Source organism: Anaerostipes sp. AF04-45 (assembly GCF_003461725.1).
GTDB lineage: Bacteria > Bacillota > Clostridia > Lachnospirales > Lachnospiraceae > Anaerostipes > Anaerostipes caccae.
This window is the reverse complement of sequence record NZ_QTXQ01000001.1, coordinates 298,033-322,392: the sequence shown is the minus strand read 5'-3', so window position 1 is coordinate 322,392 and position 24,360 is coordinate 298,033. Positions and strand designations below refer to the sequence as shown.

The window sequence follows — 24,360 nt, the reverse complement described above, 5'->3', positions numbered from 1 at the left end:
AGGTTACATATGGAGGATGCACGCGGATTACTGAAACAATATTTCGGATTTGATGACTTCCGGGAAGGCCAGAAGCCTTTAATCGACGCGGTTTTAGACGGGCGGGACGTTTTGGGTATCATGCCCACGGGTGCCGGGAAATCGCTCTGCTTTCAGATCCCTGCGCTGATGATGCCGGGGATTACGCTGGTTGTTTCCCCTTTGATCTCTCTGATGAAGGATCAGGTGGGAGCATTGAATCAGGCCGGGATACATGCAGCTTTTCTGAACAGTTCATTGAGCATGGGACAGTATAGAAAAGCCCTGGATCTGGCACGGGAAGGCAGGTATAAGATCATATACGTGGCTCCGGAGCGGCTGGAGACAGAGGGATTTTTACGGTTTGCTCTTTCGCCCGGCGTGGATATTTCTTTTTTGGCTGTGGATGAAGCACACTGTGTATCTCAGTGGGGACAGGATTTCCGTCCCAGCTATTTAAAGATTCTTTCCTTTTTGGAGAAGCTGCCGAGGCGTCCGGTTTTAGGGGCGTATACGGCTACGGCCACTGTGGAGGTAAAAGAGGATGTCCTGGATATCCTAAATCTGAGAGACCCGCTGGTCGTGACAACAGGATTTGACCGGGCAAATCTGTTCTTTGGAGTTAAGAAGCCCAGAGATAAATACCGGGAATTAGAATCCTATTTAAGAGAGAAAGAAGAAAAAATGCCGGGAAGCAGCGGCATTGTGTACTGCCTTTCCAGAAAAAGTGTGGAAGAAGTATGTTATCAGCTCAGAGAAGCAGGATTTTCGGTGACCAGATACCATGCGGGACTGTCGGATACAGAACGGCGTGAGAATCAGGATGACTTTATTTATGACCGGAGACAGATCATGGTGGCAACCAATGCGTTCGGCATGGGTATTGATAAACCGGATGTGCGTTTTGTCATTCATTATAATATGCCGAAGAATATGGAAAGCTATTATCAGGAAGCCGGAAGGGCAGGACGAGACGGAGAGCCAGCAGAATGTATCCTGTACTTTGGTGCCGCCGACCAGAGGACCAATCGTTTTTTGATTGAACACGGCGAGGATAATCAGGAACTGGACGAGGAGACCCGCAGGATCGTCATGGAAAAGGATCTGGGGCGGCTGAAACAGATGACATTCTACTGTGCAACCAGCAGCTGTCTGCGGCATTATATCCTTGATTATTTTGGAGAAGAAAGCAGCGCGGAATGCCAGAACTGCAGTAACTGTTTAGAAGAATTTGATCTTTTGGATGTGACAGAGCAGGCAGAGGCAGTTGTCAGATGTATCGAAGGCTGTCAGAGAAGTTTTGGAGTCAATCTGATCGTGGATGTCCTGAGAGGGGCAGACAATCAAAAGATTCGTCAGAGAGGACTGGAGGAAAATCCGGAATATAAGGCATTGCCGGATATGACAGTTCCGAGACTGAAACAGCTGATCAATGAGATGATGATGCAGGGATTTTTAAACCTGAGCAATGATGACTATCCGGTAATAGAATTGACAGACCGGTCCGAAGAGCTTTTGAGCGGTGAAAAACTTGTTATAAAAGTTCCGAAGAGAGAAGAAAAACAGGCGCCGAAAGCCAGGAAAAAGAAGGCCGGAGCTGCTTCTGCTCTGGAAGAAAAAGATATGGGTCTGTTCGAAGAACTCAGGAAGCTTCGGATGGAGATCGCAAAGGAGGAGAAGATACCGCCGTATATGGTATTTTCGGATAAGACGCTGGCAGGCATGAGTGAGGTAAGACCGCAGACTCTGGATGAGATGCTTAATATAAGCGGAGTGGGACAGTTTAAGCTTGAAAAATACGGGGAGAAGTTTCTTGAGAGTATTAAAAAGTATGAAGAATAAGAAAGACAGAGAACTGAAGGAGGAGATGAAATGGCTGTCAGAAAGATCCGTACCGGAAATGATCCGATATTAAAGAAAAAGTGTAAGACGGTGCCTGAGGTGGATGACAAGGCAAGACAGCAGCTTGACGATCTCATGGATACTCTGCACAGTGCAGAAAACGGGGCGGCACTGGCTGCGAACCAGGCCGGTATTCTAAGGAGAATGATCGTCATTGACCATGAAGGGTATTATTTAAAACTGGTAAACCCTGTGATCGTTGAGAGCAGCGGGTCACAGGAGTGTGTGGAAGGGTGTTTAAGTTTTCCGAACCGTTTCGGTAAAACTATTCGTCCGGCCAAAGTGACGGTAGAAGCGCTGGATGAACACGGACATGAAGTATCTTATACGGTGGTAGGTGAGATGGCAAAGTGTTTCTGCCATGAGATCGATCATTTGGATGGAGAAGTATTCATAGATAAAGTATATGAATACGTAGGAATCGATGAGTAAAGAAAAGGTCCTCGTTTTGTTCGGTGACTCTCTCACCGACTACTTTCCTATGGAATTGTTTAAAGATGTGGAGGCGCAGGTTTATAACAGAGGTGAGGCGGGCAATACAGTGCCGGAGATGGCTGCCAGGGCAGAGATGGATGTGGTTTCGCTGAGACCGGATTTAGTTCTAATGCAGGGCGGGGCCAATGATTATCTGCTTCCTTTTTACCGGGGCGCAGAGGTGATAGCCGGTCAGCTGTTGAGGACGGCAGAGCGGATTTTGGAGAAACTCCCGGGGACAAGGATTTGTATCGAATCACTGTATCCAATGTATACGAAAAAAACAGGAAATGGAATTCCTTTCTGGTCAGAAGGGAAGTCAAACAAAGAGATACAGGCTGTTAATTCAGAAATTGAGAGACTTTGCGGGGAAAAAGAAATACCATATGTGGATGTTTACCGGGAATTAATCGGGGAGGATGGAGAACTGCCGCTTTCTTATACGGTAGATGGTGTTCATCTCAGCAGAGAGGGATATAAACAGGTGTGGAAGGTATTGTCCCAAGTGTTGACAGCGGAAAAATTCCTGAGATAGAATTGTGGATAAAATGTGCCTGAGACGGAAAAGGAGAAAAATATGGGAGAAAAAAGGCTTTCAGACAGTGCGGCAGAGGAGATCCTTGCGATGATCACGGTTGAAAAACGGTTTCTGCCCGGTGATAAACTGCCCAATGAAAACGAACTCTCACAGGAGATGGAGATCAGCAGGACGACACTTCGGGAAGCGGTCCGGGCCTTGGTCGCCAATGGTATTTTGGAGATTCAAAGGGGCCGGGGGACATTTGTGAAACAGGATATCGACACGGATGATGTGAAGCTGCTCACGCCTTTGAAAGATGTCAAGGTGAATGCTAGGGAGCTCTATGAGATGAGATTGATCTTCGAGCCGGAAGTGGCCTATTATGCGGCTTTGAGAGCCAGTGACAAGGAACTTGACCGGATTCTTTCTTTCGGGCGTCAGGTGGAAGAAAAGATCCGGAAGAAGGAAGACCGGACAAATGAAGAGCAGATGTTTCACAGATCCATTGCGAAGGCTACTCACAATGAGTTTATGAATCAGCTGATGCCTGTGATCTATCAGGGAATCGGAGAGGGAGTCACGCTGTCCAGGCAGAAAGAGATGGCGGTACAGGATACCTTAAAGGATCATCAGCTGATCATGGAGTTTCTGGAAGCCAGAAATGCGGAGGGAGCCAGGAGCGCTATGAGGATTCATATCCTACATGCAATGAAAGAATTAAAAATATAAAGTTCAAGAGAAGGCGCAGGCCTTCTTTTTTTATTACTTAGGAAAGACCTTGTCACGCTAATGTGTGAAAGTGTTTCCTGAGTAATAAAAAACGCTCCGCGGGTTGTACACAGATGCGCAAGGAAATCATTTGACTACGTCAAACCGCATCTGGTACGCAAAGTTGTCAAGCCCTTCAAAGAGGTAGTGTTGGGGAGCTGAGATAGGCTTGCCCACTTTATTCTTTAGAAAATAGATACTATGTATATATTGACATAAGACATCATATGAATTATAATACGACAAACAAGAGGTATGATGTCTTAAATTAAGAGGAGGTTATTATGATGAGAAGTGACCGCATAAAACAAGGTGATAAATCAGCCCCGCAGCGTTCTCTGCTGTATGCTCTGGGCTTCACGGAAGAAGAAATGGAACGGCCGCTGATCGGTATTGTCAGCTCAAAAAATGAAATTGTCCCGGGACACCGAAATTTGGATAAAATTGAGGAGGCAGTTAAGCAGGGGGTGGCTTTAGCAGGAGGAGTGCCTGTTGTATTTCCGGCTATCGCCGTATGCGACGGCATTGCCATGGGACATGAGGGAATGAAATATTCTCTGGTGACCAGAGAACTGATTGCCGATTCCACGGAAGCTATGGCCGAGGCCCATCCTTTCGACGGACTTGTGATGATACCAAACTGTGATAAAAATGTGCCGGGACTTTTAATGGCGGCGGCAAGGCTTAATATTCCGTCTATCTTTGTAAGCGGCGGGCCGATGCTGGCAGGAACCATGAAGAAAAAGAGGATCAGCTATTCCACGGTATCGGAAGCAGTGAGCAGACATCAGACAGGTGAGATCACAGCAGAGGAACTCAGGGTGTGTGAACAAAAGGCATGTCCCACCTGCGGTTCCTGTTCCGGTATGTTTACGGCCAACAGCATGAACTGTCTGACCGAAGTGCTGGGTATGGGACTACCGGGAAATGGAACGATACCCGCTGTTTACTCTGAGAGGATTCGTCTCGCCAAGAGAGCGGGCATGCAGATTATGAAGCTGGTGAAGAAGGGGATCAGGCCATCGGATCTTATGACTGAGAAGGCATTTGAAAATGCCCTGGCAGTGGATATGGCTTTGGGATGCAGCACAAACAGCATGCTCCATCTTCCTGCTATTGCCCATGAGTGCGGAATCCGAATGGACTTAACCATGGCGAATGCTATTTCGGAAAAAGTACCGAATCTGTGTCATCTGGCGCCGGCCGGAGAGAGCTATGTTGAAGACCTGAACGAAGCCGGCGGCATTCCTGCAGTTCTGCATGAGCTGGATAAACTGGGACTGATCCGCACGGATCTGCTTACCTGTACTTTAAAGACAGTGGCTGAGAATATCAAAGGAAAAGAAATAAGGGATAAAACGGTGATCCGGCCTGCAGAGGACCCATACAGCAGGACCGGAGGGATTGCTGTTTTAAAAGGCAATCTGGCGCCGGAAGGATGTGTGGTGAAGCGGTCTGCGGTGGCAGAAGAGATGCTCTGCCACAGTGGAAGAGCAAGAGTCTTTGATGGTGAGGAAGCAGCCCTTGAAGCAATCTATGCCGGCAGGATCGAACCCGGAGATGTAGTGGTCATCCGGTATGAGGGTCCAAAAGGGGGACCAGGTATGCGTGAAATGCTGAATCCTACTTCTGCTATTATGGGCAGCGGTCTTGGAGACAGCGTGGCACTGATCACGGACGGCAGATTCTCAGGCGCTACAAGAGGAGCGGCCATCGGCCATGTTTCGCCGGAGGCAGCCGTAGGAGGAACCATTGCACTTGTGGAAGAAGGGGATCTCATTGAAATCAATATCCCTGACCATAAAATCCAGCTTCTGGTAGATGAGGAAGAGATCAAAAACAGAAAAAGCAGATGGCAGCCAAGACAGCAGAAATTAAAAAACGGATACTTGAAAAGGTATGCCAGAAGTGTCACATCAGGCAGCACAGGCGCCATTTTAGAGTAATACTATTTGGGAAATATAAAGATGACAGAGGTTTTTTGGAACCTCTGTCATCTTTTTTGCGTCTATAAAAAGAGATGACGCACAAAAGTTAATTAGAGGAATTAACCAAATATTAGATTGAAATGAAGCTATTGTTCCTTAATGTCTTGGTTAAATTGTGGAAAATGAACTTAATGATTGACAGCCTGAAATGATTCTTCTATGATGTAGTTGCAATTAAGAAACAGTGTTCCGGATAACGGAACAAGTGAAAGGAGGCAGTATGAAAACATTAGTTTATGCCGGACCTGGAAAGGTGGAAGTTCAGGAGAAACCTTTTCCTGAACTAAGGCCGGGACAGGTGCGCATAAAGGTGCATTACTGTGGTATATGCGGTTCTGACATCGGGATTTTTTCAGGAAAACATCCCAGGGCAAAGGCACCGCTTGTACTGGGGCATGAATTTATCGGCATCATAGAAGAAACTGCAGAGGACAGCAAAAAATTCAAAAAGGGTGACAGGGTTGCGCCGTATCCGCTCTTATCCTGCGGGGAATGCTTTGCCTGTGCCAATGGGATCCCTCATGTGTGCGATACTTTAAAGCTGATCGGAATCGATGTGGACGGGGGAATCGCGGAGTTTATCTGCTGCGATGAGGATGTATTGTTTAAGCTTGATGACGGTATCACGGATAAGGCGGCAGCAGTGATTGAACCTTTGGCAGTGATCATAAGGACGATGCACCAGGCAGATTTTTAAATGCTGAATACAGCGGCGGTCATCGGGGCAGGACCGATCGGAGTACTCACTGGAATTGTACTAAAACATGCGGGAGCTTCCAGAATCATTATTTCTGACGTAGATCAGCAAAGGCTGGACATCTGCAAAGAATTCGGACTTGAAACGGTGAATGTACAAGATCATAACCTGGAAGAGTACATAGAACAACAGACAGATGGAGCCGGTGTTGATACAGTGTTTGAGTGCAGCGGTTCTGCTCAGGCGGCGGCACAGATGACAAAGATATGCCGGATCGGAGGCAGGATCTGTCTGACCGGCGTACATAAAGAGCCCCATGCAGTCAATCTGCAGTATGAAAAATGAAGGTTGATGACAGGGGGTCAGAAAATGAAGAAGTTATCAGATGCAACTTTATTGCCGCAGTCAGGCATCAGGAGGATGTTTGACCTGGCAAAGAATAAAGAAAATACCATCAGTTTTGTTCTTGGAGAACCGGACTTTGACACACCTAAAAATGTAATAAAGGCGGCACAAAAAGCACTGGAAGAGGGACAGACCCATTACACGGACAACTCCGGAATTCTGCCTTTAAGACAGGCTATTGCCAGAGAAACAAAGAAGTATGATCATGTGGCCTATAATCCGGAAAATGAAATCCTTGTATGTACTGGAGGCATGGAGGCCCTGTATCTGAGCATGGCTACCCTCCTGGATCCGGGGGATGAAGTGCTTATTTCAGACCCGTGCTATGCAAATTATTATGGGCAGATCAGCATGAATCACGGGGTGCCGGTGCCGGTTCCCGTGTACGAAGAAAATGGTTTTAATTTTACCTATGAGGGGCTTTCAAAAGCAGTGACAGACAAGACAAAAGCCATACTGCTCAATTCTCCGTGCAATCCTACGGGGGCAGTGGCAGGACGGGAAGTCATGGAAGATATTGCAAGAGTGGCTCTGGAACACGACCTGTATGTGGTCTATGATGCGGTTTACAAACATCTGCTGTATGAGGGTGAATATGTGAATATCGCATCTCTGGACGGCATGAAAAACAGAACAATTTACATTGATTCCTGTTCAAAGACCTATGCTATGACAGGATGGAGGATCGGATATCTGGCAGGACCGAGGGAGATTGTGAGTCTGATGCCAAAACTTCAGGAAAATGTACCTTCCTGCGTCACCACATTTGCCCAGTACGGTGCGGTAGAGGCGATCAGCAGCGGGCAGGAATCCATAAAACAGATGCATGACCAGTATGCAGAGAGAAGAAAGGTACTTCTGGAATGTATTGAGAATATCGAAAAGATTTCCTGCAGACCGCCGAAGGGAGCCTTCTATGCTTTCATTAACATTAAGAAGACAGGACTTGGATCTGAGGAGTTTGCAGAACGGCTGCTGAATCAGGAGGGAGTCGTGGTTGCACCCGGATCTGCATTCGGAGAGCAGGGAGAAGGTTATATAAGGATCTCCTATGCGACTTCCGTGGAGACGATCAGAAAAGGAATGGAAAGAATACAGAAGTTTGTAGAGAGCCTGTAAAGGGGAAAGGAGGATATTGAATAATGAAAAATGAATCAAATACACAGTTAAAAAGAAGTCTTGGACTTAGTACGGTTATGCTGTCGGTCATCGGCATGGTCATTGGCTCCGGAGTATTTTTCAAACCGCAGGCAGTCTATACGATTACCGGCGGAGCACCGGGGATCGGGCTTCTGATCTGGGTGTTCGCAGGGCTAATTACACTGTTCGGAGGACTAACTACCGCAGAGCTTGCCGCATCCATTCCAAAGACGGGAGGGCTGGTATCCTGGGTGGAAAAATGTTTCGGACAGGGACTCGGCTATCTGCTTGGATGGTGTGAATCCGTTGTTTTCTGGCCGGCCAATGTAGGAGCTTTAGGAACCATTTTTTCTATACAGGCGCTGAAACTTATCGGGGTTAGTGATAAATATACGATTCCGTTCGCCATCTTCATGGTATTTTTCCTGATCGTCTGCAACTGCCTGGGGGCAAATGTAGGAGGCATGATCGGAAATGTATTTACTGTTGCAAAACTTGTGCCTCTGGCTGTCATTATCCTGATGGCTTTTACATCCACACAGAGCAGTCCGGAAAATCTGACGCCGTTTATTCAGAGAGGAGACTCGTTTATTGCCATCTTTGCCACCGGAATGCTGACTTGTATGTATGCCTATGACGGGTGGATTCATGTGGGAAATGCGGCAGGTGAAATGAAGAATCCGAAAAAAGACCTTCCAAAGGCCATTGTGCTGGGACTCAGTATTGTCATACTCGTATATGCAGTTATCAACATCGGTTACCTTCTCGTTATACCGGCAGACCAGCTGGCAAATACGGCTACACCGGCAGCAGACGTTGCAGCTAAACTGATGGGAGGCAATATGGGTGCCAAGCTGATTACAGTGGGCATTTTGATTGCAGTATTTGGTACTTTAAACAGTAATATTATGATGGGTATGAGAATCCCCTATGCCATGGGAGTGCAGAATAAGCTGCCGTTCAGCAAACAGTTTGCCTATCTGCATCCGAAGTATGCAACTCCGGTTGTAAGCGGTATTTTCCTGCTGGCAGTGACCTCTATTATGATCATTTCAGGTTCTTATAACTCTCTGACCGATATGTGTATGTTTGTTATCTGGATCTTCTATACGATAGCATTTTATGGCGTGATCAAGTTAAGGAGGGATGAGCCGGACCTCAAGAGGCCTTATAAAACCCCGCTTTATCCGCTGATTCCTATTCTGGCTATCCTGGGAGGACTGTTTGTAGTAATCATTACAGTCTTTACACAGCCGGTCAATGCGCTGATAGGCGTAGGACTTACTTTGCTGGGCCTTCCGATTTATCTGTCCAGAAAGGATAAATTTAAGGATCTGAGTCATTTGGATGAAGACAGCAAAGGAGAAACCGGGGATCTGTGATCTGTGTAATGAAACTGCAGATTGTGGTATAATAGCTGTAATAGTCGAGAATTAGGAGGGTATTATGGCGAAAGAAACAGTACAGTCTGTGGAGAGAGCATTTCAGATCATAGAGCTGATGGCAAAGAATGAGACCATGGGGATTCGGGAAATCCACCATGAGACAGGACTTACGGTGACGGTGGTCCACAGGATCATCAACACTTTAGCAGAGCTTGGATATGTAAAGCAGGAAAAAGAAACAGAAAAATATTTTCTCACATACCGTCTGCTTGTGATGGGCAACTATGTGCAGGAAAGAAACAATGTAGTTCGTTTGGTGCACCCTTATTTGAAGCAGCTTTCAGAGGACTGTAAAGAGACAGTACATTTTGTCCAGAGGGCGGGAAATAAGATCCGTTATATCGACAAGGTACTTCCGACGGCAAACATTTTTGCCACAGGATCTTACATAGGACTGGAGCTTGAGATGTCAAGCACCGCAGTGGGAAAGGCAATCCTCGCGGAACTTCCTGAGGAGGAAGTCAGGAAGATCTGGAATCAGGGAGAAAATGTCATCTTCACACCCCATACTATTCAGAGTCTGGACCAGCTGTTAAAAGAGCTGGAGGAAGCGAGAGAAACCGGATTTGCGTATGACTGGGAAGAACGGGAAGCGGGACTGTGCTGTGTCGGCGTCAGCGTCCGGGATTACAGGGGAATCTATAATTATGGAATCAGTATTTCAGCCCCGGTCACCAGGACAAAAGAAGATAATTTGACACGGATACAGGAGAAACTCTGGGAGACAAAGCAGATCGTGTCAGAGCTGATCAGCGGAAATTAAGAGTAAGGTGCTGTGAAAAACGCGGCACTGTGCACCTTTCGGATGTAAAAAACATGTAGAAAAGATATATTTTGTATGTTGACATGTGCGGAAGGAGATAACATGGGATATTTAGATTTGACCGGGAAACGCGCCATCGTGACGGGCGCGGCAGGAGGACTCTGTCTCGGTATGGCAGAGGGATTGATGGAAGCAGGGGCATCTGTCTGTATTATAGATATTAATCCCGGGGCTGAAAAGACGGCTCAAGAGATGACAGACAGAGGATTTCAGTGCAGTTTTGTGATCGCAGACATTGCAGATGACAAGGAGAGGGAGCAGGCATTTTCAGAAGCGGTGAAGCTTCTCGGAGGAACATTGGATATTATCGTCAACGGAGCGGGAGTACAGAGGCGGCATAAGAGCGAAGAATTTCCCATGAAAGACTGGAAGTTTGTGCTGGATGTGAATCTGACGGCGGTATTTTCCCTGTGTCAGATGGCAGCAAAACAGTTTATGGTCCAGCAGACAAAAGGAAAGATCATTAATATTGCGTCGATGCTTTTTTTTTCGGAGGGTATACAGTGTCGGCCTATGCGGCATCTAAGGGGGCAGTGGCACAGATCACAAAGGCATTCTGCAATGTGTGGGCCGAGAAGGGGATCAATGTCAATGCGCTGGCGCCGGGTTATATGGCTACGGAGATGAATACGGCGCTTCTGGACCCTGAAAATCCGAGAAACAAAGAGATCACGGACAGGATTCCTGCCCACAGATGGGGGACCGACGAAGATATGAAGGGACCGTGTGTCTTTTTGGCATCGGAGTGTTCCGATTATCTGAACGGCGCGGTGATCCCGGTAGATGGGGGATATTTGGTGAGATAGGAGGAGACTGATTATGAAGGTGATTATTACAGACTGCGATCATGAAAACATTGATATCGAGACGAAAGTCCTGTCTGATGCGGGGATTGAATTTAAACTCACATGTGCCAGAACAGAAGATGAAGTGATTGAACAGTGCGCCGGGGCAGACATATTTATCGTTCAGTATGCCAATATTTCGGAAAAGGTTATGAAGGCACTGCCGGAGCTTAAATATGTGGTGAGATACGGGGTCGGCGTGGATACTGTGGATCTGAAAGCGGCAGCGGAGTATGGGATACAGGTTGGAAATGTACCGGATTACGGAATGAATGAGGTGGCAGACCACGCACTGGCTCTGCTTCTCATGATGCTCAGAAAAACTGATCAGATGAACCGGTTTACAAAGACGACTGGCTGGGATTATACGCAGTCGATCCCGATCCGCCGGTTTTCTGAACAGACCGTGGGGGTTGTCGGTCTGGGCCGTATCGGAAGAAATTTTGCTGAGAAAGCAGCAGCTCTCGGATTCCGGGTGATCGGATATGATCCCATGGTAAATCAGGGTGAACGGATCGGAAATGCAGAGGCCGTCAGCTTTGAAGAACTGCTGAAGCAGTCCGATGCCGTTTCTCTTCACTGTCCGGCAGACGGAAACCAGAATCTGTTTGATATGGAGGCATTCAGGGTAATGAAGGATTCAGCGGTCATCGTCAATGCAGCCAGAGGAGGGATCATCAATGAAGAAGACCTTGACCGTGCACTAAAGGAGAAAGTGATCGCAGGGGCAGCTCTTGACTGTATGAAATCGGAGCCTATGATGACGGATTCTTCCATCTTCGAGAATGAGAATCTGATCGTGACCCCGCATATGGCGTGGTATTCTGAGGAGGCGGCTATGGAACTTAAGCGAAAAGCGGCCGAGGAGGCCGTGCGGTTTGCAAAGGGAGAAGCGATCCATTACCCGGTCAACCGGATCGAAGGAGGCAGATACCATGAATGAGCTGCTGCGCGAGATTGAGAGTATCGGAATTGTGCCGGTGATCAGCCTGAAAGACGCTGAGAAAGCGGAACCTTTGGCAAAAGCCTTATGTGAGGGGGGTATACCTTGTGCCGAGGTGACTTTCCGCACCGATGCCTGTGTGGAATCGATCCGAAGAATGACAAAAGCCTGCCCGGAGATGCTTGTGGGGGCAGGTACGGTTATTATGAAAGGACAGGCAGAGGAGGCAGCCAAAGCCGGAGCAAAGTTTATGGTCAGTCCGGGTTTTAACCATGAGGTCGTTGAATACGGTATAGGGCATAACATTGCTGTGATTTCGGGATGTTCAAGTCCTACGGATGTAGAGCAGGCAATGAAGTATGGACTTCATCTTGTGAAATTCTTTCCGGCAGAGGCTGCAGGAGGGGTCAGGATGTTAAAATCTCTGTCAGGACCTTATTCCGGGATGAAGTTTATGCCTACCGGAGGAATTACGGAAGCCAACATGGGGGAATATCTGGAGCTTAAACAGGTTGCGGCCTGTGGAGGTTCGTTTATGGTACCGGAAAACCTCATCGAGAAAGGCGATTTTATCACAATCAGGGAAATGGCTAAAAAGGCGGTCCATGAGATGCTTGGTTTTGAACTTGCCCATATAGGGCTGAACATGAAGAATCGGGATGAAGCCATGCTCGCCGCCGGAATGTTTGAGTCTGTTTTTGGATTCCAGAAGAGTGAAAACGATAATTCCATTTTTGCGGGAAGTTATATTGAGGCTATGAAGAGCCCGTTTTTTGGGGAGAAAGGCCACATTGCGGTGAGGACGAACGATGCCGGAAGGGCACTAAGTTATTTTAAAAGAAGAGGTTTTTCATTCAGGGAAGAAAGCGCAGTGTATAAAATGGATGGGACCCTTGGAGCTGTCTATTTCAGAGAGGAGATCGGGGGATTTGCAGTCCATCTGGTCCAGAAATAAGGGGTGATACAATGGGAAAAATAATGACGTTCGGGGAGATCATGCTGAGACTCTCGCCTCCGGGAAACCAAAGATTCATTCAGGCCTCTTCATTTGATGTGACTTACGGCGGTACGGAAGCCAATATTGCGGCAGGGCTGTCTAATTTTGGACATGAGGTCTCCTACGTGACAAAGCTTCCGAACAATGCCGTCGGGGAATGTGCGGCAGCCGTGCTGAGGAAATCCGGAGTGGACTGCTCCGGGATCAGTTACGGCGGTCCAAGACTCGGCATTTATTTTCTGGAAAACGGAGTTTCTGTGCGGCCGTCCAGTGTAATTTATGACCGTGCAGGTTCTTCCATGGCAGAGGCGGTGCCGTCGGATTTTGACTGGAAATCCTTGCTTTCGGATGTATCCTGGCTGCATACATCGGGGATCACTCCGGTTATCAGCAAAAATGCGGCGCAGATCACTCTTCAGGCACTGAAAACAGCCAAAGAGATGGGGATTACGGTTTCCTTTGACCTCAACTACCGGGCCAAACTCTGGACAGAGAATATCCCAGAAAAGCAGGGTATCATGCGGGAACTGATGAATTATGTGGACATTTGTTTTGGAAATGCAAGGGATGCGGCGCTGGTGCTCGGATATGAAGAGGCAGGCATGGATTTTATCAGCGGAGACTATGAGGACTGTGTAGATGAAGAACATATGCAGAGAGTAAGAAGACAATATGGATTCACGTATCTGATCAGCTCTCTCAGGGAGAGCATTTCTGCTTCTGATAACAGTTATGGAGCGGAAGCTGCGGGGGATTTCGGCCTTTACCGGGGAAAACGGTATATGGTACACATTGTTGACCGGGTAGGATCAGGAGATGCGTTTGCCGCAGGGTTCATCCACGGGATCACGGAGGGCTGGACACCTCAGCGGGCGCTGGAATTTGCCACGGCATCGGCGGCACTCAAACATACGATACCCGGAGATATGAATTATGCCCGGGCAGCAGAGATTGAGACTCTGGCATCGGGCGGGGGCGCCGGCAGAGTCGTGAGATAGCATATTCATTGCCATGTGGATATATAAAATGAGGCTGGACGCTTTGATGCGTCCGGCCTCATTGTTTTATATTTCAAAGGTTTCCAAACCTTCAAACTGCATTTTATAATATTTTGCGTAGATTCCGTCCTGTTTTAACAGTTCTTTATGGGAACCCCGCTCCTGAATGGTGTGGTCATCTATGACGAGGATCTCATCGGCATGTTTGATCGTGGATAGACGGTGGGCGATGGTGATCGTCGTCCTGTTTTTAGAAAGCTCTTCCAGACTTTTTTGAATGTGGCGTTCACTTTCATTATCCAATGCACTGGTTGCCTCATCGAGAATCAGGATCGGAGGATTCTTTAAAAATACACGGGCAATCGAGATCCGCTGTTTCTGCCCGCCGGAAAGCCGGGTGCCCCGCTCTCCCACAAAAGTGTCATAACCGTCGGGAAGTTCTGTGATAAAATCGTGGATGTTTGCTTTTTTGGCAGCCTCAATGATCTCTTCCATGGAGGCCTCCGGTTTTCCGTATGCGATATTATCCCGGACAGTCCCGCCGAACAGGTAAACGTCCTGCTGAACGATGCCGATGGAATTTCTCAGGCTCTGAAGAGTCATCCTGCGAATATCCTGGCCTCCGATTGAAACGGTGCCGCCGCTCACATCATAAAATCTTGGGAGCAGGGAACAGATCGTGGTTTTTCCTCCTCCGGACGGTCCGACCAAAGCCACAGATTTTCCTGCTTCAATTTCAAATGAAACGTGGTCCAGCACTACCTCATTGTCTTCGTAGGAAAAACTTACATCCTGATAAGAAATGCTGCCGTCCGGATCGGTGATCGGTTCTGCACCCGGCAGATCCACGATCTCAGGTTCTGTCTCAATAATATCCAGGAACCTGCGGAAACCGGACAGGCCTTTCTGCATCATTTCCGTGAGTTCCACGAGGATCTGGATCGGGCTGATAAAGATACCGATGTACAGGGCATACATCGCCAGGTCTCCGGGCGTCATCTGCCCGGCGGCGATGAAGCAGCCTCCCGCTACGAGAGTCACCAGATACATGATACCCTGAAAGAAGGTATTGCCGCCCTGGAAGGTTCCCATGGCTTTGTAGTTATCCCGCTTGGACGTGAGAAAGCCTTCATTTCCCTGATGGAACTTTTCCCGTTCAATATCTTCGTTGGCAAAGGACTGTACGATCCTGATGCCGGCCAGAGAATCCTGAAGGGTTGCATTGATATTCCCGATTTTCTTCCGGTTATCCAGGAAGGTGGCCTGCATCCGTTTATTCTGGCGGGCGGAAAAGAGGATCATCAGAAGGACTACGGCTGACAGGATCAGAGCCAGCTTCCACTGGATGATGAACAGAAAGACAAATGATCCGGTGATCTTTACTACGGAAATAAATAAATTTTCCGGACCGTGGTGCGCAAACTCAGAAATATCAAATAAGTCGGACACTAACCGGCTCATCATCTGTCCTGTGTTGTTCTGGTCGTAATAGGAAAATGAGAGATTCTCATAGTGTTCAAACAGTTCCCTTCGCATATCCCGTTCCATCTGGGCGCCCATGATATGCCCCTGACAGCTTACATAATACTTGCATAATGCCTGGAGGATATAAAAGACCAGCAGAATTCCTCCAATGATAAAGATGTTTTTAAGGATCACGGAAGATTCCTTTAAAAACAGTGTATTTGTAAGGGTTCGGAGTATCTGCGGGTATGCCAGATCTACGATGCTGATGAAGGCGGCGCAGAGCAGGTCAAAAAAGAAAACAGTCTTGTAAGGACCGTAATATTTGATGAATTTTTTATAAGTATCCATAATATAAGACTCCATTCTCATAGTTAATTTCAGTGATAGTAAAGATTCTAACACAGGACAGAAAACATGTAAACAGAGAAATGTAAAATGCACTTGACATTAGATGTAAAGCGAGCTATACTAAAATTGTAAAGCAAACTATACAAAAAAGGGTGTGCATATGAAAACAAGAATTCAGGAATTGAGAAAGGATCAAAAGGTGACGCAGATGGAGTTGGCCGAATCCGTAGGAGTGACCCGGCAGACCATTATCTCTCTGGAAAACGGCAGATACAAAGCCTCGCTTGTGCTGGCCCACAAGATTGCGCAGTTTTTTGGAGTCACAATTGAGGATATTTTTATATTTGATCAGGAGGAGGAAAACTTATGATAGGATTATTTTGTGCAGGAAATGCAAGAAACGATGAGGAATACAAAAATTCAGTCAGGAAAAAACAGAGATATCTTATTTTACTGTTCATAGCGGGAGCTGCAGCGCTGGCTGTTTCACTTTTAGCGGACAGTTATTGGGAGGTTAACATCAATGAACATATGATTTCAACGTATGCGGGAGTGGGGTCCGGAGTTATGGCAGCGGCCTTGGTCCTGTGGATACGGTTTCAGCGCATATTAAAAAATCCGGAAAAGCTGAAAGCAATGCGGCTTTCCAATACTGATGAGAGAAATAAGGAGATCGGGGGAAAAGCATACAGGTTTGCATCCACGGTACTGCTCATTGGGCTGTACGGCATATGCCTGATCGGAGGCCTGTGGTACCCGATATTGATCAAGGTGGTAGGAATTCTCATGTGGATTTTCCTGATCACTTATATCATTTCCTACAAAGTATTTGAGAGGAAAATGTAAAGCAAAAGAAACATCCGGGAACAGCGGATTTGCTGCGGTCCCGGATGTTTTTTATTTGTTTTTCCCTGCTATGCAGCAGAGGTTTTTCGTTCCCATTTGCTGCTCTTAAAATAGCAAAAACCGAAAATGGCAGGCAGCAGGGAGGACAGAGCCTGCCCCAGACAGATTCCGGGAAATCCCAGTCTCAGAGGAAATGCAAACAGCCAGCTCAAAGGCAGGCGCACAATGACAGCATCGAAAAGAGCATTGATCATGGCAATATGGGAGGAACCTATACCGATGGCAAAGGAGTCAAATGTATACATTACGGCATAGGCCAGGCTGTTTGCTCCGCAGCACATCCGGAGGTACAAAATCCCGCTTTCCAGGACCTCCGGGCTCGAAGGGTCAAACAGCATAATGATGGGCTCAGCAAAGATCTGGACGATCAGGATAGAAAGCAGTGTCACCGTGACATTGAGACGGAGACCGGTCAGGGTAGTTTTTTTCACGCGCCTGATGTTATCTGCACCTATGTTTTGTCCGGCCATGGCTGTGACTGCCTGTCCGACAGCCCAGCACGGCATGCCTGCAAAAGTATTGATTTTCAGCCCGACACCGGATGCCGCTGCGGCAGCCGTGCCGAAATTGTTGAGCATGCCTGTGATCAACAGATAAGAAATATTGACAATGATCATCTGGCCGGCCGCCGGCAGACCGATTTTCATAATAACTGCCAGCTTATCGGCTTTGACCGCAAAGTGTCTGATTTTAAAATCAAAGACAAAGTTTCTGCGTTTCAGATAAATGACCGCGGTTACAAATGAAATTCCCTGAGAAAAGACGGTAGCGTAAGCCGCACCTTTCGTTCCGATCTTAAGATAAGATACCAAAAACAGATCCAGTATGACATTAACGGCAGCAGCCACTGTGACAAAACAAAGCGGACTCCTAGAATCCCCGAGGCCCTTCATGACGGAGCAGACTGCGTGATATCCAAATATAAAAATAGTTCCACAGCAGATAATCTTCATGTATGCGCATGCATCCTGCATTGCAGCGGCAGGAACCTTTAATAAGATGAAGAGAGGCCTGCAGAAAATAAGCCCCGATATAGTTATAACAAATGAAGCGATAAAGGTAACAAGAAAAAGCGTTCCGACTGTTTCCGTCTGTCCTTTTCTGTCACCGGCCCCTTTCAGCTGAGCAATCAGAACAGTCCCGCCCATAGTGATTCCCAGACAGAAAGAGTTGATGATAAAACAGATCATTGAGGCATTGCTCACAGCGGCAAGCCCTGATTGGCCCACGGTCCTTCCCACGACAAACATATCCGCAATGCTGTAAAAGGATTGGAGCAGATTAGCCCACAGGAGAGGGAGAGCAAACAGAACTAAATTTTTTGTGATATTTCCACTGGTCAGGTTTTGTTTTTCTTTCATTTTCATGTTCCTTTCAAAAACGCAGAGGACAGAACCGCAAGGTGTGCCCTCTGCTTATAAAGTCAAAAAATACAAAAGGCAGCAGACAAAACATTGTCCGCTGCCCAAATATCCTTTAATTTTTGTTTATGAAAGCATAGAAAGAAATGCCAATGAATTCATCAGCGCTTAAAATGCGTGTTCATATTTTAAGGCTCCGTACAATGTTTTGAAGAAATAAATTGTATGGAGCTATCATCAATACATAATTTTCCGAATATCATTGTACTCACCCTTTCTTTCCACTGATAAGATAACTATAAATGTCTCAGCTTTCTGTGTCAAGAGCTTCACAAAAATGCCTAAAGCTTTCGGTAACGGTTAAATGCTGCATAGATTTCCTGTTTTCGCGGCATTGCCAGATTGGATTTTACATATCCGCTGTCAAGGATCGCCGCAAGCCCTTTGTCATTGATGAGAGCTAAAAGTTCCTCTGCGATTTGGCACAGGTCTCTTTTGCCGTCGATCAGATGCAGCTGGGCATAAAGCATAGCATAGGCGAGAGCTGTTGTCTGTTCAGAGTCACAGATCTGTTCTGCATACCGCAGGTCCACGGTCTCTTTGTTGATCTGGAAGGCATCTTTTCCGAGAGTTTTTATTTTATTCCGGCCGTTTTTTGGGGATGTACGGCTGGGTTTTACGACACGGTGAAAAGAAGGGCTGTCCGGCTTTTCATTCGGAAGTGTTACCAACGGAAAGGCTTTGGACTCCTCTTTTGCAAAGTCTGTAATTTCCTTTGGCATATAACGGTCCATCTGTAAAATGTGGTCGGCAACCTGGAAATAGGCCCCGGAGCTTCCCGCCACGATGATGGAAGAAATACCGTGGTCTTCATACAGGCCCCGGACCCGCTCGATAAACGGTGTGATAGGCTCATGATCCCTGTGGACCACTCTCTGCATCAGTTCATCACGGATCATAAAGTTGGTAGCGCTGGTGTCTTCATCAATGAGGAAGAGAGAAGTTCCGGCCTCCATACTTTCAATTACATTGGCCGCCTGGGAGGTGCTGCCGCTGGCATCTTCCGTTGAGAAAGAAACTGTATCTTTTCCATTGGGAAGATTGTTGATAAACAGAGATATGTCTGTATTTTTGATGCTGCGTCCGTCTTCTGCGCGGAGTTTTACCGCTGTGTCATCGGTGATGACATATTCGCGGCCGTCACCTCTTATATGGTTGTAGACACCTAATTCCAATGCCTTCAGCAGCGTTGATTTCCCATGGTATCCCCCGCCTACGATCAGGGTAATGCCTTTTGGGATTCCCATACCGGAGAGGGGGCCGCGATGAGGAAGATTTAATGTAACTTTCAGGGAGTCCGGCGAGTGGAAGGCCACAGCCTGCCTCATCGGACGGGAGGATACACCGCTCTCCCTTGGGAGGACAGAACCGTCGGCCACAAAAGCACATAGATTCAGCTTGGGAAGCTGGTCCCGGATATATTTTTGATCTTCGGCAAGGCTTAACACATCTTCGAGGGCGCCTGCGTTAAGCTTCTTATAATAGAAGGAAGACAAAACGCATTCGGGGAGAAAATCAAACAGGATTTTGATCAGCTCAAAAGCGGCGATGGTCCGGCCTCTGGCGGGAAAGCCGATCTCAAAATGGACAGAGATATCACCGGACTCGGGATGGATGGACAGGGCGGTCCGTTCCAGAATCTCCTGTCCGCATCTGCTGACGGAAATGAGTCCGCTTTTTCCAGAACCCTTTGCCTTAAAATTATAGGATTCCAGTTTCCCTCCGAAAACGCGGGTCAGATAGTCCTGCAGTGCGATCCGCTTATGGGGCAGATCAAACAGCCGGGAAGGAAATCCCGCGTTTCTGCCGGAAATACTGATGCTCACTTTGGAAGGGGAGGCAAAGGGATCTCCCTGTACATGGTCAATATGCAGGGTATAGCCGCCGAACCGGTAGCTCCCTCTGGTGTCTTTATAGGCAGGATAGCCTTTATGGTCGATGCGCTCTAACAGCGATCTTAAATCATCTGAAGTCTTCATACGTTCTATCACCTTTCAAAATATGAGTTTTTCTCCATTATCTCCAGTCGGCTCTTAACAGGCCGCCTTCCGATAATAAAGAAAAACTATCGCAGATGGCACCTTTTGTCTCGATGTAGCCTGCTCCAGCAGACATTACATCCATTTTCTACATGATTGGAGTGAGGCATTCTAAGAGCCGAACGGAAATCATGTGGAAAATGTCATCATAAGTATCCCACGATTATTTCAGTCAGTCAATCTGGTCCAAGTATTTTTTTCTTTCAATGGCAAACACTGTGTGCAGTTGATATAATAGATGAAAGGAGGATTGGCCAATGGAAATTGATAGAGTCTGGGCAGTTTATTTCAGCGCCACAGATACAACAAAAAAAATTGTGACGGTTTTAGCCGGGGAGGCGGCCCGGACACTGCGTGCAGAGTACTGTGAATATGACTTTACGCTGCCTGCTGCAAGAAAGGATCTTCTTGTTTTTGGACCGCGTGATCTTGTGATCTTCGGGACACCGGTATATGCGGGCAGAGTGCCCAATGTTCTGCTTGGCTTTCTGCAGGAGCATCTCAAGGGCAGTCATGCCTGTGCGGTGCCGGTTACGGTTTACGGCAACAGAAACTATGACGATGCCCTGATCGAGCTTCGGGATCTTTTAGAGCAGAGCAGGTTTCATACTGTGGCAGCGGCAGCCTTCGTGGGTGAACATTCTTTTTCGGAAATCCTGGGCAGTGGACGGCCGGACAACAGGGATGTGAGCCTTATAAGGGAGTTTGCATTTGGACTCTGTGAACGTTTGAGGAGGACTGAAAAAGAAGATTACAGCTGTCCGGTATACGTGAAAGGCACCCGGAAGCCATACAGGGGATATTACCAGCCCAGGGACAGAAAAGGAAATTTCATTGACATCAGAAAAGTAAAGCCCTTAACCTCCGGGGAGTGTGACGGCTGTGGGATTTGTGCAAAAGTCTGTCCCATGGGTTCTATACGGCGTGAGGATGTTGGCACAGTGGACGGGATCTGCATCAAATGCGGGGCCTGTATCAAGAAGTGCCCGAAACATGCAAAATATTATGAGGATGAAGGATATCTGTACCATAAGACGGAATTGGAAGAACAGTATACAACAAGGGCTGAGCCTGAGATTTTTTTCTGAATACATAACGGGAGGAACGGATGATTAAAAATGTGATATTTGATATAGGAAATGTTCTTGCAGATTTTGGGTGGGAGAGATTATTTTTGAGGCTGGGTTTTGAAGGAGAAGTATTTGAGCGTATGGCTGATGCGACCGTGAGAGGGCCGTACTGGGTAGAGTTTGACCGGAGCCGCATGCCGGACCGGGAAATTATAGAAGGATTCTATTCGCTGGCGCCGGAATATAAAGATCAGATTGACCTGCTCTATGAGCACATTCATGAGATGACCGAAGAATACTCTTATGCATCAAGCTGGATCAGGGAGTTGAAAGCGGCGGGTTATTCCGTGTATATTCTGAGCAATTACGGAAAGACAGCCTTTGAGAATAGGGAGAAGCCATTTTCATTTATCACAGAGGCGGACGGAAAGGTCATATCCTTTGAGGCATTGTCTGTAAAGCCGGAGCGGAAGATTTTTAAGGTTTTGGAAGATAAATATGGAATCTGCCCGGAAGAGTCGGTTTTTATTGACGACCTGGAAGAAAATATTCTTGCGGCAGAAAAATATGGATACAAGGGGATTGTATTTGAAAGCAGGGAACAGACGAAAGAGAAACTTGCAGAACTCGGTATCTGAAAATAAGGATTGTGCCGGGTATACAATATGATTTATAATCATATAACAATAATCTGCGATAAGAGAGGAGGAGCCTTAGATGAAAGATAGTTCTGTGATGAAAAGAATTCTGCTTTTTATAGTTGTGCTGTCTTTGGGTTTGTTTTCTTCTCTCTATGTGTATTCCCGTGTACTTCACAGCAATCTGGAAAATGAAGTGATAAGTTCACTTCACGAGGTATCAGGCCAGAGTGTCAAGATTCTGAGAAAAGAGATTCTCAGTGAGATTAATCTTTTGGATGGGATCTCCAATGAGATCAGTGAAAAGAGGCTGAAAGATCCGAAGAAGCTCGCAGAGAGCTTTCAGAAAGTTACAGAGAAGTATCAGTTTAAGCGGATGGGCATCATCCTTGTCAATGGAAAAGTCTACACAAGTGACCGCAAAGAAGGCAATCTTTCAGACAGGGAATACTTTCAGTCAGGATTAAAGGGGATTTCTTCGATTTCCGGGACGCTGACCGACCGTCTGGACCCCCAAAGGCCCAAAATCAACGTTTACAGTACCCCGATCATCCGGAACAAGAAAGTACTGGCCGTACTGTATGCGGCTTACCGTACGGATGACTTTAAGAAAGCTCTGTCGATTTCCACCTACTACGGGGAAGGATATACATACGTTGTAAAAAGGGACGGAGATGTAGTGGTCGACTCAGACAACAAGAATAGTTTTCAGAGAATGACCAATATTTTCAAAGCCCTTCAGTCCGCTTCAGACCAAAATATACAAGCTTCTCATAAGTTAAAGTACGCATTAAAAAAGCAAAAAGAAGGTTATATTGAGTTTATAAACAAAGAAAAAAAATATATGTATTATACCCCCACCGGGATTAATGACTGGTATCTCCTGACAGTTGTGCCTATGGAAGTTGCCAACACAAAAACTATGAACATCATGAAGCTGAACTATGTGCAGTCAGGAATCGTTGTTGCGGTCTTCCTTCTTCTTTTGATTTATATTGTCAGATCTGAAAAGAAGAAACAGACAAGACTCATGGAAATCGCCTACACGGATGTCATAACAGGTGGAGATAATTATAAGGCCTTCTGTCTGAAAGCAGAGAACGCACTTGAAAAGGATACGGCAAAAATGGCGCTTCTTTGCATGGATATTGACCGGTTTAAGCTAGTCAACGACCTGTTCGGATTTAAAATGGGAGATGAGATCATACGTCTCATATGGAAATTATGGGGCGATATGCTCTGCGAAGGTGAGCTGGCTGCACACAGGGAAGCAGACCGGTTTGTGGCACTCATGCATTATCACTCCGAAGGAGAACTGCTCAAGAGACTGGATAAGTTCTGCAGCCAGATCCGGAAGATAAAGAATATGAACTACAAAATAAAGCCGAGCATCGGTATTTATCTTGTGTCTGACCGGAGCATGTCCGTGGATTCCATGTCAGATATGGCGCTTATTGCTCAGGCTACGGTAAAAAATCAGATCCACAGCTACTACGCTTTCTATAATGAAGAACTGAAAAGCAGGATCATTCACAACAAAGAGATGGAAGACAGGATGGAGACTGCTCTTGCCCATCATGAATTCTGTGCTTATTTCCAGCCCAAGTATGATACAGAGACAAAAGAACTGGCAGGAGCGGAGGCACTGGTGCGGTGGAACACCGGGGACGGCAGGATTATTCCGCCGACGGATTTTATTCCTGTGTTTGAGGAAAATGGACTGATTGTGGGACTGGATGAATTTATGTTCCGGGAAGTCTGCCGGCAGCAGAGGGAGTGGATCGACCAGGGACGAAGGGCCGTGCCGGTATCGGTCAATCTGTCCCGGTATAATATTTTTTATAGTTCGTTTATTAACAAATATCAGGATATCCTCAGAGAGTATGAGATCTCTCCGAAGCTGGTCCCGCTGGAGATTACGGAAAGTGTCATGTCAGAGGATGAGGTGCTGCTGAGAAATATTATAGATGAACTTCACAGTATTGGTTTTTCTGTGCTTATGGATGACTTTGGAACGGGCTACTCTTCCATGACAATGCTTGGCTCCATGCCGATTGATGTGCTGAAGCTTGATAAAAGCTTTGTGGACGATATCGGGGACAGCAAAGGAGAGAAGATCATAAGAAGCATTATCGATCTGTCGAGGGGCCTGGGCATCCGTCTCACGGCAGAGGGAGTCGAGACAGAGGAGCAGTATGAGTTTTTGAGGAAGATGAAGTGCGATGAAATCCAGGGCTATTATTTTGCAAAGCCAATGCCGGGCTCTGATTTTCAGGCATTATTGAATACGGAAAAATAAAGTACAGAAAAATATACAATAATTTTAAAAAAAAATGAAATTTCCTCTTCCATTTTGGGGCCAGACGTAATATAATAGCAAAAGCGGGGCATGGCTCAGCTTGGTAGAGCGCGTGGTTCGGGACTACGAGGTCGCAGGTTCAAATCCTGTTGCCCCGACTGCTGAAAGCATCAGACGAAGGTCTGGTGCTTTTTCATTTTCAAAGAAAA

21 protein-coding genes, 1 tRNA gene and 1 pseudogene are annotated in these 24,360 nt (G+C 46.8%); 20 read left to right on the top strand and 3 right to left on the bottom strand.

All coding sequences use genetic code 11. The features are described 5' to 3' along the window. Positions 1–9: 9 nt before the first annotated feature. From recQ to DWV34_RS01545, 14 genes and pseudogenes are all read left to right on the top strand, one after another. A complete protein-coding gene (gene recQ / locus DWV34_RS01605) occupies positions 10–1,860 on the top strand; it encodes a DNA helicase RecQ (RefSeq protein WP_009289392.1) in 1,851 nt (616 codons plus the stop codon). 30 nt (positions 1,861–1,890) lie between these two features. Next, entirely contained in the window at positions 1,891–2,352 is a 462-nt protein-coding gene (def, locus tag DWV34_RS01600; RefSeq protein ID WP_009289391.1) for a peptide deformylase, read from the top strand. Continuing rightward, positions 2,345–2,929 (top strand): GDSL-type esterase/lipase family protein, encoded by a 585-nt coding sequence (locus DWV34_RS01595; protein ID WP_009289390.1) that lies wholly within the window; start codon positions 2,345–2,347, stop codon positions 2,927–2,929. Before def ends, DWV34_RS01595 begins: the two co-directional genes overlap by 8 nt. Positions 2,930–2,971: 42 nt before the next feature. Continuing rightward, entirely contained in the window at positions 2,972–3,643 is a 672-nt protein-coding gene (locus DWV34_RS01590; RefSeq protein WP_022261257.1) for a FadR/GntR family transcriptional regulator, read from the top strand. A 326-nt stretch (positions 3,644–3,969) separates the two neighbouring features. Then, positions 3,970–5,628: a dihydroxy-acid dehydratase gene (ilvD, locus tag DWV34_RS01585; RefSeq protein WP_039930278.1), complete on the top strand. Its 1,659-nt coding sequence runs from the start codon at positions 3,970–3,972 to the stop codon at positions 5,626–5,628. 262 nt (positions 5,629–5,890) lie between these two features. Further along, complete coding sequence (locus DWV34_RS17510; RefSeq protein WP_009289387.1) at positions 5,891–6,367, top strand: zinc-dependent alcohol dehydrogenase; 477 nt, start codon at positions 5,891–5,893, stop codon at positions 6,365–6,367. Continuing rightward, positions 6,368–6,712 (top strand): zinc-binding dehydrogenase, encoded by a 345-nt coding sequence (locus DWV34_RS17505; RefSeq protein WP_022261258.1) that lies wholly within the window; start codon positions 6,368–6,370, stop codon positions 6,710–6,712. 24 nt (positions 6,713–6,736) lie between these two features. Further along, complete coding sequence (locus tag DWV34_RS01575; RefSeq protein ID WP_022261259.1) at positions 6,737–7,891, top strand: pyridoxal phosphate-dependent aminotransferase; 1,155 nt, start codon at positions 6,737–6,739, stop codon at positions 7,889–7,891. Positions 7,892–7,914: 23 nt separating this feature from the next. Then, positions 7,915–9,294, top strand: coding sequence for an APC family permease (locus tag DWV34_RS01570; RefSeq protein ID WP_006567658.1), 1,380 nt, complete (start codon positions 7,915–7,917; stop codon positions 9,292–9,294). Positions 9,295–9,358: 64 nt separating this feature from the next. After that, a complete protein-coding gene (locus DWV34_RS01565; protein ID WP_006567657.1) occupies positions 9,359–10,120 on the top strand; it encodes an IclR family transcriptional regulator in 762 nt (253 codons plus the stop codon). A 102-nt stretch (positions 10,121–10,222) separates the two neighbouring features. Then, positions 10,223–10,986, top strand: a pseudogene (locus DWV34_RS01560) (SDR family oxidoreductase). A gap of 13 nt (positions 10,987–10,999) precedes the next feature. Beyond that, positions 11,000–11,968: a C-terminal binding protein gene (locus DWV34_RS01555; RefSeq protein WP_009289382.1), complete on the top strand. Its 969-nt coding sequence runs from the start codon at positions 11,000–11,002 to the stop codon at positions 11,966–11,968. Then, positions 11,961–12,923 carry a bifunctional 4-hydroxy-2-oxoglutarate aldolase/2-dehydro-3-deoxy-phosphogluconate aldolase gene (gene eda, locus DWV34_RS01550; RefSeq protein ID WP_118475100.1) on the top strand — a complete coding sequence of 321 codons (963 nt, stop codon included), beginning with the start codon at positions 11,961–11,963 and terminating at the stop codon, positions 12,921–12,923. The genes DWV34_RS01555 and eda overlap by 8 nt, the downstream gene beginning before the upstream one ends. A gap of 11 nt (positions 12,924–12,934) precedes the next feature. Further along, a complete protein-coding gene (locus DWV34_RS01545) occupies positions 12,935–13,963 on the top strand; it encodes a sugar kinase (RefSeq protein WP_006567653.1) in 1,029 nt (342 codons plus the stop codon). Positions 13,964–14,029: 66 nt separating this feature from the next. Here DWV34_RS01545 and DWV34_RS01540 read toward each other — a convergent pair whose 3' ends face one another. After that, positions 14,030–15,778 carry an ABC transporter ATP-binding protein gene (locus tag DWV34_RS01540; protein WP_009289380.1) on the bottom strand — a complete coding sequence of 583 codons (1,749 nt, stop codon included), beginning with the start codon at positions 15,776–15,778 and terminating at the stop codon, positions 14,030–14,032. A gap of 160 nt (positions 15,779–15,938) precedes the next feature. On the opposite strand from DWV34_RS01540, the gene DWV34_RS01535 reads away from it, so the two are divergent. Together DWV34_RS01535 and DWV34_RS01530 are read left to right on the top strand one after the other, a co-directional pair. Next, complete coding sequence (locus tag DWV34_RS01535; protein ID WP_006567651.1) at positions 15,939–16,148, top strand: helix-turn-helix transcriptional regulator; 210 nt, start codon at positions 15,939–15,941, stop codon at positions 16,146–16,148. Beyond that, positions 16,145–16,624 carry a hypothetical protein gene (locus tag DWV34_RS01530; RefSeq protein WP_009289379.1) on the top strand — a complete coding sequence of 160 codons (480 nt, stop codon included), beginning with the start codon at positions 16,145–16,147 and terminating at the stop codon, positions 16,622–16,624. The genes DWV34_RS01535 and DWV34_RS01530 overlap by 4 nt, the downstream gene beginning before the upstream one ends. 68 nt (positions 16,625–16,692) lie before the next feature. Here the strand turns inward: DWV34_RS01530 and DWV34_RS01525 are convergent, their stop codons facing one another. Then, positions 16,693–18,045, bottom strand: coding sequence for an MATE family efflux transporter (locus DWV34_RS01525; RefSeq protein WP_009289378.1), 1,353 nt, complete (start codon positions 18,043–18,045; stop codon positions 16,693–16,695). 341 nt (positions 18,046–18,386) lie between these two features. After that, positions 18,387–20,084, bottom strand: a complete 1,698-nt coding sequence (locus DWV34_RS01515) for an ABC-ATPase domain-containing protein (protein WP_009289377.1) — start codon at positions 20,082–20,084, stop codon at positions 18,387–18,389. A 317-nt stretch (positions 20,085–20,401) separates the two neighbouring features. On the opposite strand from DWV34_RS01515, the gene DWV34_RS01510 reads away from it, so the two are divergent. The 4 genes from DWV34_RS01510 to DWV34_RS01495 all read left to right on the top strand — a co-directional run bounded on the left by DWV34_RS01510 (position 20,402) and on the right by DWV34_RS01495 (position 24,309). After that, positions 20,402–21,232 carry a 4Fe-4S binding protein gene (locus DWV34_RS01510; RefSeq protein ID WP_009289376.1) on the top strand — a complete coding sequence of 277 codons (831 nt, stop codon included), beginning with the start codon at positions 20,402–20,404 and terminating at the stop codon, positions 21,230–21,232. Positions 21,233–21,252: 20 nt separating this feature from the next. Next, positions 21,253–21,852 (top strand): HAD family hydrolase, encoded by a 600-nt coding sequence (locus DWV34_RS01505; protein ID WP_009289375.1) that lies wholly within the window; start codon positions 21,253–21,255, stop codon positions 21,850–21,852. A 79-nt stretch (positions 21,853–21,931) separates the two neighbouring features. Next, the gene (locus DWV34_RS01500) at positions 21,932–24,151 is read left to right on the top strand and encodes a bifunctional diguanylate cyclase/phosphodiesterase (RefSeq protein WP_009289374.1); all 2,220 of its coding nucleotides are present in this window, start codon (positions 21,932–21,934) and stop codon (positions 24,149–24,151) included. 84 nt (positions 24,152–24,235) lie between these two features. Further along, a tRNA-Pro gene (locus DWV34_RS01495) sits at positions 24,236–24,309 on the top strand. Positions 24,310–24,360: the final 51 nt, after the last annotated feature.

Excerpts from the sequence above, each read along its gene's own strand:
- DWV34_RS01525 (WP_009289378.1), bottom strand. The coding sequence starts at position 18,045 with ATGAAAGAAAAACAAAACCTGACCAGTGGAAATATCACAAAAAATTTA.
- DWV34_RS01510 (WP_009289376.1), top strand. The coding sequence starts at position 20,402 with ATGGAAATTGATAGAGTCTGGGCAGTTTATTTCAGCGCCACAGATACA.
- DWV34_RS17505 (WP_022261258.1), top strand. The coding sequence starts at position 6,368 with ATGCTGAATACAGCGGCGGTCATCGGGGCAGGACCGATCGGAGTACTC.
- DWV34_RS01530 (WP_009289379.1), top strand. The coding sequence starts at position 16,145 with ATGATAGGATTATTTTGTGCAGGAAATGCAAGAAACGATGAGGAATAC.
- DWV34_RS01515 (WP_009289377.1), bottom strand. The coding sequence starts at position 20,084 with ATGAAGACTTCAGATGATTTAAGATCGCTGTTAGAGCGCATCGACCAT.
- DWV34_RS01590 (WP_022261257.1), top strand. The coding sequence starts at position 2,972 with ATGGGAGAAAAAAGGCTTTCAGACAGTGCGGCAGAGGAGATCCTTGCG.
- DWV34_RS01535 (WP_006567651.1), top strand. The coding sequence starts at position 15,939 with ATGAAAACAAGAATTCAGGAATTGAGAAAGGATCAAAAGGTGACGCAG.
- eda (WP_118475100.1), top strand. The coding sequence starts at position 11,961 with ATGAATGAGCTGCTGCGCGAGATTGAGAGTATCGGAATTGTGCCGGTG.
- DWV34_RS01540 (WP_009289380.1), bottom strand. The coding sequence starts at position 15,778 with ATGGATACTTATAAAAAATTCATCAAATATTACGGTCCTTACAAGACT.
- DWV34_RS01565 (WP_006567657.1), top strand. The coding sequence starts at position 9,359 with ATGGCGAAAGAAACAGTACAGTCTGTGGAGAGAGCATTTCAGATCATA.
- DWV34_RS01575 (WP_022261259.1), top strand. The coding sequence starts at position 6,737 with ATGAAGAAGTTATCAGATGCAACTTTATTGCCGCAGTCAGGCATCAGG.
- def (WP_009289391.1), top strand. The coding sequence starts at position 1,891 with ATGGCTGTCAGAAAGATCCGTACCGGAAATGATCCGATATTAAAGAAA.
- DWV34_RS01555 (WP_009289382.1), top strand. The coding sequence starts at position 11,000 with ATGAAGGTGATTATTACAGACTGCGATCATGAAAACATTGATATCGAG.
- DWV34_RS01545 (WP_006567653.1), top strand. The coding sequence starts at position 12,935 with ATGGGAAAAATAATGACGTTCGGGGAGATCATGCTGAGACTCTCGCCT.
- recQ (WP_009289392.1), top strand. The coding sequence starts at position 10 with ATGGAGGATGCACGCGGATTACTGAAACAATATTTCGGATTTGATGAC.
- DWV34_RS01505 (WP_009289375.1), top strand. The coding sequence starts at position 21,253 with ATGATTAAAAATGTGATATTTGATATAGGAAATGTTCTTGCAGATTTT.
- DWV34_RS01595 (WP_009289390.1), top strand. The coding sequence starts at position 2,345 with ATGAGTAAAGAAAAGGTCCTCGTTTTGTTCGGTGACTCTCTCACCGAC.
- DWV34_RS01570 (WP_006567658.1), top strand. The coding sequence starts at position 7,915 with ATGAAAAATGAATCAAATACACAGTTAAAAAGAAGTCTTGGACTTAGT.
- ilvD (WP_039930278.1), top strand. The coding sequence starts at position 3,970 with ATGAGAAGTGACCGCATAAAACAAGGTGATAAATCAGCCCCGCAGCGT.
- DWV34_RS01500 (WP_009289374.1), top strand. The coding sequence starts at position 21,932 with ATGAAAGATAGTTCTGTGATGAAAAGAATTCTGCTTTTTATAGTTGTG.
- DWV34_RS17510 (WP_009289387.1), top strand. The coding sequence starts at position 5,891 with ATGAAAACATTAGTTTATGCCGGACCTGGAAAGGTGGAAGTTCAGGAG.